This is a genomic window from Leisingera aquaemixtae (assembly GCF_006740765.1).
Lineage (GTDB): Bacteria > Pseudomonadota > Alphaproteobacteria > Rhodobacterales > Rhodobacteraceae > Leisingera > Leisingera aquaemixtae.
In genome coordinates this window covers 3457166-3469663 of record NZ_CP041159.1, presented here as the reverse complement: position 1 = coordinate 3469663, position 12498 = coordinate 3457166, and the positions used below count along the sequence as shown (strand labels likewise).

Sequence of the window (12498 nt, the reverse complement as noted above, 5' to 3'; positions counted from 1 at the left end):
CCGCACACGCGCATCATCCCCCGCATACACGCGGGGGCTTTAAGAAGAAAGTCCTGCGGACCGGTGCCGGACTCAGCGGCCGGTTCTGCCCAGCACTGCTGCACCTGTGCGGAGGATGATTGTCAGATCCTTGAAGAAACCGCGGCAGGACAGATAGGCCACATCCAGCGCCACCCGCTCATCATAGCTGATGTCATTGCGGCCGGAGATCTGCCAAAGCCCGGTGATTCCAGGCTTTTGGGCCAGATACGCCGGCACGCTCCTGCCGTATTTCGGCAGCTCCTTGGTGACAATGGGGCGCGGGCCGACAAAGCTCATCTCGCCCTTCAGCACGTTCCAGATCTGCGGCAGTTCATCCAGGCTGGTCCTGCGCAGGATCCGGCCAAGCCGGTTGACGCGCGGGTCGCTGGTCAGCTTGTGGTCACGCTCCCATTCAGCAGCAGCCTCGGGGTTGCTGTCCAGATGGGTCTGAAGCCGTGATTCGGCATCGACCACCATGCTGCGGACCTTCCAGCATTTGAACGGCTTGCCGTTCTGGCCCACACGGGTATGCCCGAAAAATCCCGGTCCGCCATCCAAGCGCACAACACCCCACAAAATCAGGATGACAGGAACAAGGACAGGCAACAGCAAAAGAGCAAATAGTATATCAAAAATCCGCTTACCCGATCTGGAGTAATAGCCCGGCGAAGAATAGCCAGGCACCTGATATTCAACAGATCCATCGATGGAGTACGCGGTCAGTGCAAAATCCTGCATCGTCTAACACTCCGAAATTCAAACGTCTTAACCAAAACCCACCTGCCAAAAGGGATAGGTACGGGCTCATTACACTCAAGTTACGACAAACTTAAGTAGTATTTTCTACACTTTTGAGACTTGGTTAACCATTGTGTCCTGGGAGCAAGACCTGGGTGGCCCGGTTCAATTCTGAGGGGATGACGGGCCTTGATTCTGCCGGAATGCTGGTTTCCGGCGCCGGTGGCCTGAGGCCCGATACAGCTCTTTTGGCTGCCAGAGCCTAAAGGAAAGATGAAGCCTGCAGGCGACAGCCCGGCGTCGCCCTTCGGCGCGCAGCCTGTCAGCACGAATTCAGATCGTGTGCCCCCTGGGCGCTAACGCCCGACACGCCGCAAAACCACAGGCCCGCCGAACGCCGAGGCGCTTGGGACGGAACCTGTGCAGAGTACGGTGGGGCGGGGGCTTTGCGGCGAGAAGCTGCTGCGGCGATTGCCGCAGACGCCTGATCAGCCTTGGCGGAAATGGATTTACCCCGCTGAAGGGGCCCGTTCCGAATCAGGCGCGGCGGCGGTTCACTTCCCAGGCCAGGGCCAATGCAGCGCCAACCGCCGCTAGCGTCAGCAGACCCGCGCTGGCGTCGATTTCCGGCACGCCCCACGCATTGCCGTTCCCGTTGCCGCCGTTGCCGTTGCCGACTCCATGCCCGTTGCCATTGCCTTTGCCAGGCTTCGCTAAAGCGGCGGACAGGGTCATGCAGTTGACAATGAAAGCGGTGCTAAGGGCGGTAAAAAGATTTTTCATCTGCTGGGCCTCAAAAGGTAACTGTTAAACTCCCCCATCGAAGGCACTTAACACCTTCTTAACCACCGCTCAACTTGAAGCGTGGGACAGGTGCGTTATTCCCGCACGGCTGTATCCGGTCTGCACCGATGACCTGACGTCAGGCGGGCTGCGCAGGCACGCTCAGGAACCGCGGCGCGCTGCCATCAAGGCAGACAGCAGACAGGGTTCCGGTGGCATAGGCGCCGGTATCGACGGCAATCCGGCCCCGCTCCGCCGCGGGCGTGCTGACGATGGTATGGCCATGCACGACCCAGACCCCGTCCCGGCGCGGGGTGCGGAAGAACTCCCGGTGCCCCCACAGCAGCGTGCCGTCCTGCTGCGCGTCTGCGGCCGTGCCGGGATCCGCCCCGGCGTGGGCCACCAGCACAGTGCCGGACAGCAGAGAGGTCTCCAGACCGGCAATCCAGGCAATCAGATCCTCCCCCATCGCCGCCTGCAGGCGGTCGCGGCAGCTGCGCAGCTCATCTGCGCTCATCTGCGGGCGGGCGCCGCAGATGCCGAAGGATGCCAGCGTCTGCAGCCCGCCGTTCCTGATCCAGCGGCCGCCGTCGCGGGCGGGGTTCTGCAGGAAGCGCAGCAGCATATCCTCATGATTGCCCATCAGGCAGGTCAGATCCGGGCGGGCGCTGAGAAAGCGCAGCAGTCCGGCGCTCTGCTCGCCCCGGTCGACGTAATCCCCGGCCAGGACGACTTGGTGATCCCGCGGCACCTGGGCCAGCATCTGCTCCAGCAGCGGCAGGCAGCCATGCACATCGCCGATCACGCAGAGCGGCACCTCAGGCGCGGGATCCGCAAAGGCGGCGCCTTTTGCGAACTTGCGGAGCATGGATGACAGCACGATAGGCAAATCTCCCGGTAGCCTGTTTGGCGCAGTGAACCCCGGCGTGCGGCAACGCGCCGGGGTTCACTGCGGTCACCTCCGTGATACCCGCCAGCCCGCACCGGGGCAAGCTGGCCTGCTCAGGCGCTGCGGCAGGCTTTCACACCCATGCGGATGATTTCGCTGCCCTTGATCTTGTAGATGCCGGAAATCCGGTTGCGGCCTTCCGCCATGAACCAGACCTTCAGCGGCTCCGGGTAGAAGTCCGCCATCACCCGGCTGAAATAATCGAACTTTTCCTGCGCCAGGCGGCGGCCGCTGCGCGACGGACCGTGGAAGCCGAAGGTGGTGTTCGGATCAACGCAGGCCCCCGGCAGGCCGAGGAACATCGTGCAGGTGGAATAGCAGACCCGGCCGCGGATCTCGACCCGGGTGCCGCTGCGCTTGAGGTTTTTCAGTTCGATCAGCCGGTCGTGCAGATAACCGCCACGGTCGCTGCCCACGACATAGGTTTGCTGGGCGGCTGCTGCCTGCGGCTGCAGCACCGCAAGTGCCAGACATGCGGCAACGGCGGCATTGGCGGTCTTGCGGAAGACGGAACGGGCGCGCCCCGGCAGGGCAGCAGCAGAAGATGCGATATTCAGTGCCAGCATGATCAGATCTCCAATGCAAAGAAACGGGCGTTGGAGACTGGATAGAAAACCCCTGCGCGCTGGCCGGGGTGGAGATGTGGCAAAAATTAGTACATTATCAACACTTTAGCCCGCATGTTAGGCAAATTTTAGTAGTTCTCGCCCTGTCCTGCGGCGTGCCGCCAGGCGGGATGAGATCAGATCAGATCATAATTCATGGTGGCGATGGCCACGGCAGCGATGATGGCGTTGGCCAGCATATGCGCCTGCACGGCGCCGCCGGGGCGGCGGGTCCGCAGGTACAATAGCCCGAACGCAACGCCCGCCGCTGCCCCGGCCAGCCAGCGGTCGTGCAGCGCCGCAAACAGCAGGCTGCTGACCGCCAGCCCGGCCAGGACGCGCCAGGGTGCTGCGGCGGAAGTGCCGGCGGCACGCTCCAGCACATAGGCGCGGAAGAACAGCTCTTCGATGACCGGCACCAGCAGCACCGTGCCCAGCAGGCGGCACAGGATCCAGAACGGATCCGGCGCCTGCGCCGCGCTGGCGGTGGTGTCCGGGGCCAGCAGCAGCCACATTGCCGCCACCGCGCAGCCGGTCAGCCAGTCGGCCGGCCCGGCGCGCCAGTCGATAGCCCTCAGCGCAGGCCAGAACAGCGCCAGCCCCAGCAGCATGAACGCCACCCTCAGCGGGTAGCCATCGGCAGGATTTTCCCAAAGCAGCGGCGTGATGGTGCCGCTCATCATGAAAAGGATGAACGGAACGATTCTGGCAAACAGCGGATCCGCCCTCAGGGGCAGGCCGGGGCGGGCGCCAGGCTTTGCTGCCCCGGTGTGGAAAAAGGCCATGTTGTGGACGATGGCCAGAACCGCAAAGGCCAGCAGCGAAAACATCAGCCAGCCCGCATAGGAGTGAAACCCGTCCACCGCCAGTTTCGGCGAGACATTTGCACCCAGCCAGATCAGCGCCGAAATCCGCAGGATGTTCAGGATCCAGCTCAGGCAGACCGCAACCGGGAACAGCAGCGCCCAGTAGGGGCCCATCCGCAGTGTCCGGCGCGCCAGCAGCGCATAGAGCGCCATGAACACCGCCACCAGGGCCACGCCTTCGGCACCGGAACAGCCCGAGGCAATGCGGACCGAAAAGTCGTTGAGGCCGATAATCCGCTCCCCCGGGAGGGTGAACAGCTCGGTGCCGGTCAAGGCAAACACCCCGCTCGCGGCCTGGAACGTCAGCCGGGTCAACGCGCGGTTCTCGCCCCACAGCCATCCGGTCGCCTCAACCACAAGCGGGAGAAGGAAAAATCCGGCTGCCACCAGCGGCAGGAAGGCGCCATTGCCCAGCAACCACTGCTTCCAGGCGCGCAACGGCAACAGCCAGAGCGCAGCGCCCAGAAGCGCAAGCGCGCCGCCGGCCAGGAACAGCGGCGCCGCCTGGCTGAACTGCGCCTCCAGCTGAGCCAGCGGAAGCCGCCAGAGCGGCACCAGCACCAGCACCAGCCCCAGCAGATGCAGCCCGGCCGGAACCAGGCGGCGGGACGGCGCCGCGGCCGCCAGATGCGCATAGCTGTGCCAAAGACGGGGGCGGGCCACTGTCATCAGAACAACGGCAGCACACATGAAGAAAACGCTCAGAGGAAGCGTCCGCAGCCCCCGGCAGAGAGTATATGCGGACACATTCCCGCAGAAGAACTGGTCCGCATCATAGGTCAGCAGGCGAATGGCCGCGGCCTCGGCCACTGCCACCAACAGAAAAACAGCCAGACGCATGGATGCAGGCCGCAAGATCAGTTCTTGCCTCATGATCACTCCCCGGACGCGCGGTTTGGCAACAGGGTGGCGCAGACCCTGCCCTGTGCAGTCACAGCCGCTCCTTCATAATTCAGGCAGCCGCAGGTTCAAGAGGCTCACCCCGGCCCGGGACGGTCCCGGCTGCGCCGCTCGGCTCACTGGCTGTCCGGGGCCTCCGGGTAATACGCCCGGTACCACTCAACAAACTGCGCTACACCCTCGGCCACTCCGGTTTGGGGGGTATAGCCCGTCAGCCGCCGCAGCAGCGAGGCATCGGCCCATGTGGCGGGCACATCGCCCGCCTGCATCGGCATCAGGTTGCGCTCCGCGGTGCGGCCGGTGGCGGCCTCCACCGCGGCGATAAAATCGTTCAGCTGCACCGGCTCGGAATTTCCGATGTTGATCACCCGGTGCGGCGCCACCGGCGACAGGCTGTCGCCCTCTGGCACCGCCCCGTCCGCCGGGCGTTCCGGCACCGCGTCCATCAGCAGCCGGACGGCCTCCACCAGATCGGTGATATAGGTGAAGTCGCGCTGCATGCCGCCATAATTGTAGACGTCGATCGGCTGCCCCGCGAGAATCGCTCTGGTGAATTTGAACAGCGCCATATCAGGCCGCCCCCACGGGCCGTAGACCGTGAAGAAGCGGAACATGGTGACTGGCAGATCAAACAGATGCGCATAGGAATGCGCCATGTTCTCGGTCGCCTTTTTGGAGGCGGCATAGAAGGACATCTGGTGATCGGCCTTCTGGGTCTCCCTGTAGGGCATCTCGGTATTGGCCCCGAACGCCGAGGAGGTGGAGGCCAGCAGCATGTGCCGGGGCGGATGGGCGCGGGCGGCTTCCAGGATCTCGAAGGTGCCGGTGATGTTGCTTTCCAGATAAGAGCGGGGATTCTCGATCGAATAGCGCACCCCGGCCTGCGCGGCGAGGTGGACCACATAGTCCGGCTTGTGCGCCTCAAAGACCTCCAGGACGACGCCGGGATCCTCGATGCTGCGGGTGATGACGCTGAAGTCCGGGTACTGTTCCAGCATCGCCTGCCGGTCCCGTTTCAGCTGCACGCTGTAGTAATCCGACAGGTTGTCGATGCCAACGACACGGAACCCGTCCTCCAGCAGGCGCCGGCACAGGTGGTAGCCGATGAAGCCGGAGGACCCGGTGACAAGAACGGTTTGCTGGGTCATCAGTCTGCTCCAGGGGCCTGTCTGAACCGCCGGGATCCGGAACCCGGCCGCAGGGTGTTGTTTCGCAAGGCGCCGGACCACCCGCCGGGCATTATGGCAAACCGGGCAGGGGCATACCATCCCCGGCAGCTCAATCCGGCCCTGCCAGCGGGTGCGGCATAAGCAAACAGCCTCCCCGGACGGCCGCAGGCAGGGGAGCGGGGGACGCGCGCTGCAACTGCCGTTGGCTGGCGGCACGCACCAGCGATCATTCACAAGACTGCGGAGGAAACTGGTGCCGGTGATAGGACTCGAACCTACGACCCCATCATTACGAATGACGTGCTCTACCAGCTGAGCTACACCGGCGCCGCTGGTTTCATAATGCCGGGCCGTGTTGCAGGCAAGCGAAATTGCCACTCTGCCAGCGCCATCGGCGACCTTTGCAGGTGCGGCTGAAAATCCCGGCAAACCTGGATTCCGGCGTGCTATTTCCGTTTGACGCCCCTTGCGACTCCGCTTATACGCCGGTTTCACGACACCTGCCCAGGTGGCGGAATTGGTAGACGCGCTAGCTTCAGGTGCTAGTGTCCGTATGGACGTGGAGGTTCGAGTCCTCTCCTGGGCACCATCCCCCCTTACTCGAAAATTTGCATGCAGCAGCGCGCCCAATGTGTGCTGTTGAAACATGAGCGCCCGCCGTTTCCGGCAGGCGCATGGGCAGGCTTCAGGCCGCCTGATATTGCGGTGCCGTTGCCAGGAAACGGCCGTAGGCGCTGGCATCCGGCGGCGCGAATTGCTCCACAAGAGGGTTCGGCCGCTTCCATTGCGTCGCCCCCATATCCATCAGCAGCTCATCGAAGTGCTTGAAGTGGAAAGGCGCCGAGCACAGCCCGCCATAGATTTGCGCCGCCGGACGCTCCTTGCGGCGCCAGTCGAGCATCATCTGGATGTTCTCCTCCATCTCCGCCCGCGAAGGCTGACGCGCCAGCTGGCCATCGGCATAGCGGACCAGCCAGTTTGCCACCATCTCCGCCGACAGAATGGTGCAGAAGCTGGAGTTGAAGCCGACAAAGCCCATTTCCGGCAGGTCCGGGTTCACCGCCAGACGGTAGGTCCGGTACTGGCCGTCCGCCTCGATCAGTTTGTCCAGGTGCCGCTGCGCGAGATAGGGAATACCCAGCTTCCAGCCGACCGCTGAAATCACCAGGTCAGCGCCGATTCTCTCACCGTTTTCCAGCACGATTTCATCGCCTTCATACCGTGAGAATGTGGTGCGATGCGGAGTGATTGAACCGTCCTTAAAACCCTCAAACAGGCCCGGTGTCACGATCGGCACCGAGCAGGAAACGTCTTTCTCGATCGGGACATCCGGGACCATGTCCCACTTCTTCAGCCCCAGCTGCATCTTCAACAGCGCCTCAAGACCGCGGAAATTGGCCCAGATCAGCGGCTTGGCCAGACCATAGAAGGCCTTGTGCAGCCAGCTGCGGCCCCAACCGTTGAACTGCACTTCCTGCGCCCGCATGTAGAGCAGCTTCTTAAAGTTGATGCCGCCGACAAAATACGGCACCCGCCAGACATTCTGCCGGTAGACCAGATGCACCTGCTTGGCACCGTTCTGGACCGCGTTGACCGCGACATCGGTGGCGGATTTGGACCCGCCCAGCACCACAACCCGCTTGCCGCGCGCGTGCTCCGGGTCCAGATACTCCGAGGAGTGCATGACCTCCCCGCCTTGCGCGGTGAAGGCTTCCTGCCCGGGGTGGGTCAGGATGTTTTTCTCGGAGAACTGCCCGGTGCAGACCACTGCGAAATCCACGTCCTGCACCCGGGTCTCGCCGCCTGTCTCAATCACCAGCCGCCAGCCCGGCTGCCCGTCCGGGCGCCGGTCCATTTCCAGCACGTTGGCGTTCAGCTGGAACAGCCGGTGCAGATCGTGCTTATCCGCATAAGAATGCAGATAGGCGTGCACCTGCGGGCCCTTGGGCCATTCCGGATACTCCTCTGGCATCGGGTGGTCGGTATAACAGTACAGTTCTTTGGGGGATTGCGTCTGCACCCCCGGATAAGAGCGGGAAAGCTCCCACACGCCGCCCAAGTCATGGCTGCGCTCATAGCCCAGAACCTGATGCCCCTTTTCGGCAAAGGCCTTCGCCGCGGCCAGCCCGCTTACCCCGCCGCCGATGACGGCGACCGTCTTGCGTTTCACCATGTCCGCCTCCCTTATTCCGACGGCGGCGGCAGGAAATCCACCTCATGCAGCGCGGACAGCCGCACCAGTTCTTCCGGATCTGTCACCCCGTCCAATGCGCAGAACAGGTCAAACAGCTTGCGCGACGGCGCCACTCCGAACACGCAAGTGGCCTCTGCACCGGAGCGGTTGAAGATGCCGTGCGCCACCCCCATCGGCATCCGCACTGTGTCGCCCGGGCCGGCCTGGTACACGTCGCCGCCGAATTCCACCTCCAGCGTGCCCTCCAGCATGGTGATCCACTCGTCCTGGGTGGGGTGCACATGCGGCGGCACAAAGGTGCCGTCCGGAATGGCCGCGTGCCAGACAAACGCGTTTTCGCTGTGCAGCTTTGGCGTATAAGTGTGCCCGACGACATTCCAGGACAGGCCCTCCAGCCCGCCGGTCGCTTTGGTGATTCCCTGATCCAGAGCCATAGTTTCCTCCCTTATCGCTCGTATAGGAAGCCTAGGGGCAGCCCCGGAAAAGGGTTATCCAGAATGCGCAAAATAGCGCGGAACCGCATGATTGCCTGACTGAGGAACCGTGCTAGGCTGCGCCGATGACCCGGCAGCAAGCAGAACACAAGAGCGAGCCCTTGCGCGCGTGGCGGCAGTTCCACAGCCGCGACATCGACGAGGCCCGCAGCCTCGTCGCCCAGAAATTCTGCGACCACCGCCTGCAGCCTGCCGGCAGGAGCCTCGGTTTCGGCACCCGCCACAACCATGTTCCGGGACGCAGCCTGTCGCTCAATTACCTGTGCTACGGATCTGCCGTGCAAATAGACCCGGGCGAGCTGCAGGATTTCTATCTCGTGCAAATGCCGCTGAGCGGCGCAGCCGTGGTTGCCAACGGCGCGGCAGCGGTGGGCTCGAACATCCGCCAAGCCACCGTTCTCAACCCGACGCGGGTAACGCAGATGACATGGCAGGCGGACTGCCGGATGCTGCTGCTGCAGATTGACCGGAACGCGCTGCACAGTATTGCCGAGCGCGCCTCCGGGCTGCCGCTGTCTGAGCCGGTGGTCTTTGACACAGCCGCACCCATCAGCACCGGCCCCCTGCACGACTGGGCCCGGCAGTTCATCGCCTGCGTGAGGGCAACCGATGCGCAGGCCGGATTCGGCCACTGGGGCGCCTTGCAGCAGCAGGTGATCGAAGAGCAGCTGATCCTCGGCCTGCTGACCCACCAGCAAAGCAACATCCGCCATCTCCTGTCTCCGCGCGCCCCGTTGGGCAGCAGCCTTCAGATCCGCCGCGCGCAAGACTATATCCACGCCAATGCGGCAGAGCCGCTGACCGTTTCAGCCATCGCCGCCGAGGCCGGCTGCAGCATCCGCACCCTGCAGACCGGGTTCCGCCAGCATTTCGGCCTGACACCGGTGGAATATCTTCGCGATCTGCGGCTGGATCTGGCCCGCTATCTGCTGCTCTCGCGCCCTGCCGGAACGCCGGTCAGCAGCATCGCCTATGACAGCGGCTTTTCCCATCTGGGACGTTTTTCCCAGCTCTACCGCGCCCGCTTTGGCGAACTGCCCAGCACCACCCGCGCAGCCAACGGGTTACCGGACCAAACCGAGCAATCCACATTTCCCTGACACGCGTGTCTGTTCGGGGGACTGGATCCAACCCCCGGAAACGCCTGCGGATTTATCGGCGGCCGCCGCTCCGCGAACTGACGCGGGGTTGAAGCTGTAACAGGATTTGCGAAGAAACCCGCGGGCAGATCCCGTGACGAAACAACCAAGGATTGCGCACTTCGGTCCATTGATATCAGTGCCAATGAGGCATAAGAATGCACGCATCTTCGATTCGGCAATCCAACTCCCGAAGTTTGCCATTTAAATCAGTTACTTGCGAATTGACAAATGGTGGCGCACCCCAAAAACATGCACGCCAAAACCAAAAGCATGCACAGGTCTGGCAAAGAAAGAGCCCGCTCAAGGCGGGCTCTTCGCGGCAACTACACGCGCTCTGATCGTTATTGTTCTTTGTGAAGCAGCGACGCCATCACCTCGGGATTGAAGGCCTCTTCGAAGTCGACAACAGTGAAAGGTGAGTATGCAGGCGAGAGACGGTACGTCTTTGCAAATGCACTCACAAAATGGTCGAGCGAACACGACTGCGCATCTTCGAGCTTAGCCAAAGCAAAGGCCTCGACGACGAGCTCAATGACCAATCCCCAACGGTTCATGCATGCACAGAGCAACCTCTTGAAGAACTCTGCGTGAGAAAGTTGGTCGAAGGATATCCCAACTGTGTCAGCGTAACTGTATACAAGCCTGTTCAGTTCATGTGCATCCTTCCTGAGATCAATCGTAAGCGCCCGATTTTTACCGCAGCGGTTGATTGTTGACGCGGGCGATGATGCCGGGCTCAGCGACGAAGTCTTCGAGGAAGCTGTGCCATGCCTCAACGGACACTCGTGCTGATGCCAGCATGTCGCGCAATTCGTCGATGCCCTCGTCGGTCAGCGCCGTAATGTAGTCGTCCCGTCCGATGTGGACGCTGACGATGTTGCCGTAGGAGAGGTTGTCGTCGTTGCTGACGATGGCCTCGAGAAGTCCAGGATCCTCGCCCAGCAGGCTGGCGACATGGGCGATGGAGCAGACGTAGGTCGTCGCTGCCATCACGCAGCCTCGCTGCGGCTCTGATCTGCCGGCTTCCAGTTCCAAGGGAGCAATTCGGCCAGCCGGTTGACCATGTGATCGTGGATACGGTCCAAGACATCTGCGAGGTAGGCCTGCGGATCGAGGCCGTTCATCTTTGCCGTCTCGATGACGGTCATGGCGCGGGCGAGCGTTTCACCGCCGGTATCCGAACCCGCGAATAGCCAGTTCCGCCTGCCAACGCCAATGGGCCGCAGCGCGCGCTCGGCGGGATTGTTGTCGATGGCCACGCGCCCGTCCTCCAGAAACAGCGTGAATGAAGCCCAACGGCTCAGCCCGTAGCGGAACGCCTTGGCCAGATCACTCTTACCGGGAATACGGGTGAGCTGCCTTTCGGCCCAGTCCCGGAACGCATCAACCTTGGGCTTGCTTTCCTTTTGGCGCACGGCCAGCCGCAGTTCGGCAGGCTTGCCGCTGATTTCTCGTTCGATGTCGTAGAGCTTGCCGATACGGTCGAGCGCCTCGCGCGCGATTGCGGATTTCGTCGCGGTCCAGACATCGTGAAAGTCGCGGCGAAGATGCGCCCAGCACGCGGCCTCCCGGAACTGGCTCTTGCCGTCCAGGTCCGCGGCATAGAGCTTGGCATACCCCTTGTAGCCATCAGCCTGGAGAATGCCGCTGGTCTCGCCAAGATGGGCGAGGACATGCTCTTCCTTCCAGTCCGGGGCAAAGTGATAGACCGCACCGGGCGGGGCCGTGCCCGCCCATGGGCGCTGATCCCGGACATAGGCCCAGATCCGGCCTTTCTTGACGCCCTTTCCGAGCCCCTTGTCGCGGCGGCCGCGATCGAGAACCCGGATGGGCGTGTCATCTGCGTGCAGAAGATTGCTGGCCATGATCTCGGCCTCGATCTTCTCGATCAGCGGCGCCAGCGCCTTCATTGCCCCGCCGCACCAGTCGACCAGGGTCGTGTCCGGGATGTCTGCCCCCATGCGGGCGAAGATCTCGTTCTGACGATACAACGGCACGTGGTCGTCGAACTTCGAGGTCAGCACATAAGCCAGAAGGTTCGGGCCCGCCATGCTCCGTGGGATCGGACGGCTGGGTGCCGGGCTTTGAACCATACGCTCGCAGCGCCGGCAGGATTTCTTGATACGCGCGATCTCGATGACCTTCAGCTGGGCTGCAATCATGTCGATCAGCTCGCTGACATCCTCCCCGACCACACGCAGATCGCCCCCGCAATCCGGGCAACTGTCGCCGGGGTCAAGCTCGCGGCGTTCGCGCGGCGTGTCCTGCGACACCTTCGGACGGCGGCGCCTCGACTCCCGCGGTTCGGCTGGTTCCGGGGTCTGGTTGTCCGTCTCCGGCTCATCGTCGCCCTCCGGCGGCAGTTCATCCGCCTCGGCGAGCGCAACCTGCAGGTCCTCCAGCGCCAGTTCCAGTTGCTCGATCTCCCGCTCGATCTTTTCCGAACTGGAGCCGAATTTCTGCTTCTGCAATCTGGCAATCCGGACGCGCAGCGCCTGAACCAGCAGATCATGCGCCCGCAAACTGGCGGACATCTTCTGGTTTTCCGCCTGCAACGCGGCGATCATCGCCTTCAGAACGGCGGGATCATTGGGGAGAGGCGTGGCTTCTACGGACATGGTGGTGGATACCATTCTC

11 protein-coding genes and 2 tRNA genes are annotated in these 12498 nt (G+C 62.9%); 2 read left to right on the top strand and 11 right to left on the bottom strand.

The features are described from left to right. Window positions 1-72: 72 nt before the first annotated feature. The 7 genes from R2C4_RS18730 to R2C4_RS18700 all read right to left on the bottom strand — a co-directional run bounded on the left by R2C4_RS18730 (window position 73) and on the right by R2C4_RS18700 (window position 6358). Window positions 73-759: a sugar transferase gene (locus R2C4_RS18730; RefSeq protein ID WP_141891757.1), complete on the bottom strand. Its 687-nt coding sequence runs from the start codon at window positions 757-759 to the stop codon at window positions 73-75. A gap of 537 nt (window positions 760-1296) precedes the next feature. Then, window positions 1297-1542: a VPEID-CTERM sorting domain-containing protein gene (locus R2C4_RS18725; protein WP_058285269.1), complete on the bottom strand. Its 246-nt coding sequence runs from the start codon at window positions 1540-1542 to the stop codon at window positions 1297-1299. Between the two features lie 139 nt (window positions 1543-1681). Further along, window positions 1682-2422: a metallophosphoesterase gene (locus R2C4_RS18720; RefSeq protein WP_338034730.1), complete on the bottom strand. Its 741-nt coding sequence runs from the start codon at window positions 2420-2422 to the stop codon at window positions 1682-1684. Between the two features lie 122 nt (window positions 2423-2544). Further along, complete coding sequence (locus R2C4_RS18715; RefSeq protein WP_141891755.1) at window positions 2545-3057, bottom strand: hypothetical protein; 513 nt, start codon at window positions 3055-3057, stop codon at window positions 2545-2547. Between the two features lie 176 nt (window positions 3058-3233). Continuing rightward, window positions 3234-4835: an exosortase E/protease, VPEID-CTERM system gene (xrtE, locus tag R2C4_RS18710; protein ID WP_141891754.1), complete on the bottom strand. Its 1602-nt coding sequence runs from the start codon at window positions 4833-4835 to the stop codon at window positions 3234-3236. Between the two features lie 143 nt (window positions 4836-4978). After that, the gene (locus R2C4_RS18705; RefSeq protein ID WP_167510274.1) at window positions 4979-6010 is read right to left on the bottom strand and encodes an SDR family NAD(P)-dependent oxidoreductase; all 1032 of its coding nucleotides are present in this window, start codon (window positions 6008-6010) and stop codon (window positions 4979-4981) included. 272 nt (window positions 6011-6282) lie between these two features. Beyond that, a tRNA-Thr gene (locus R2C4_RS18700) sits at window positions 6283-6358 on the bottom strand. Window positions 6359-6533: 175 nt separating this feature from the next. On the opposite strand from R2C4_RS18700, the gene R2C4_RS18695 reads away from it, so the two are divergent. Beyond that, window positions 6534-6620: transfer RNA gene (locus tag R2C4_RS18695), tRNA-Leu, on the top strand. A 96-nt stretch (window positions 6621-6716) separates the two neighbouring features. Here the strand turns inward: R2C4_RS18695 and R2C4_RS18690 are convergent. Both R2C4_RS18690 and R2C4_RS18685 read right to left on the bottom strand, forming a co-directional pair. Next, window positions 6717-8204 carry a flavin-containing monooxygenase gene (locus R2C4_RS18690; RefSeq protein ID WP_141891750.1) on the bottom strand — a complete coding sequence of 496 codons (1488 nt, stop codon included), beginning with the start codon at window positions 8202-8204 and terminating at the stop codon, window positions 6717-6719. A gap of 11 nt (window positions 8205-8215) precedes the next feature. After that, on the bottom strand, window positions 8216-8659 hold the full coding sequence (locus tag R2C4_RS18685; protein ID WP_058287464.1) for a cupin domain-containing protein: 444 nt from the start codon (window positions 8657-8659) through the stop codon (window positions 8216-8218). 125 nt (window positions 8660-8784) lie between these two features. Between R2C4_RS18685 and R2C4_RS18680 the strand changes: the two genes are divergently transcribed. Beyond that, the gene (locus R2C4_RS18680) at window positions 8785-9819 is read left to right on the top strand and encodes an AraC-like ligand-binding domain-containing protein (protein WP_244940752.1); all 1035 of its coding nucleotides are present in this window, start codon (window positions 8785-8787) and stop codon (window positions 9817-9819) included. Between the two features lie 735 nt (window positions 9820-10554). On the opposite strand, the gene R2C4_RS18675 is transcribed toward R2C4_RS18680, so the two are convergent. Next, on the bottom strand, window positions 10555-10851 hold the full coding sequence (locus tag R2C4_RS18675) for a hypothetical protein (RefSeq protein WP_141889230.1): 297 nt from the start codon (window positions 10849-10851) through the stop codon (window positions 10555-10557). Next, window positions 10851-12479 (bottom strand): IS66 family transposase, encoded by a 1629-nt coding sequence (tnpC, locus tag R2C4_RS18670; RefSeq protein ID WP_141889295.1) that lies wholly within the window; start codon window positions 12477-12479, stop codon window positions 10851-10853. The genes R2C4_RS18675 and tnpC overlap by 1 nt, the downstream gene beginning before the upstream one ends. Between the last annotated feature and the right edge of the window lie 19 nt (window positions 12480-12498).

Excerpts from the sequence above, each read along its gene's own strand:
- R2C4_RS18705 (WP_167510274.1), bottom strand. The coding sequence starts at position 6,010 with ATGACCCAGCAAACCGTTCTTGTCACCGGGTCCTCCGGCTTCATCGGC.
- R2C4_RS18715 (WP_141891755.1), bottom strand. The coding sequence starts at position 3,057 with ATGCTGGCACTGAATATCGCATCTTCTGCTGCTGCCCTGCCGGGGCGC.
- R2C4_RS18675 (WP_141889230.1), bottom strand. The coding sequence starts at position 10,851 with ATGGCAGCGACGACCTACGTCTGCTCCATCGCCCATGTCGCCAGCCTG.
- xrtE (WP_141891754.1), bottom strand. The coding sequence starts at position 4,835 with ATGAGGCAAGAACTGATCTTGCGGCCTGCATCCATGCGTCTGGCTGTT.
- R2C4_RS18685 (WP_058287464.1), bottom strand. The coding sequence starts at position 8,659 with ATGGCTCTGGATCAGGGAATCACCAAAGCGACCGGCGGGCTGGAGGGC.
- R2C4_RS18680 (WP_244940752.1), top strand. The coding sequence starts at position 8,785 with ATGACCCGGCAGCAAGCAGAACACAAGAGCGAGCCCTTGCGCGCGTGG.
- R2C4_RS18730 (WP_141891757.1), bottom strand. The coding sequence starts at position 759 with ATGCAGGATTTTGCACTGACCGCGTACTCCATCGATGGATCTGTTGAA.
- R2C4_RS18725 (WP_058285269.1), bottom strand. The coding sequence starts at position 1,542 with ATGAAAAATCTTTTTACCGCCCTTAGCACCGCTTTCATTGTCAACTGC.
- tnpC (WP_141889295.1), bottom strand. The coding sequence starts at position 12,479 with ATGTCCGTAGAAGCCACGCCTCTCCCCAATGATCCCGCCGTTCTGAAG.
- R2C4_RS18690 (WP_141891750.1), bottom strand. The coding sequence starts at position 8,204 with ATGGTGAAACGCAAGACGGTCGCCGTCATCGGCGGCGGGGTAAGCGGG.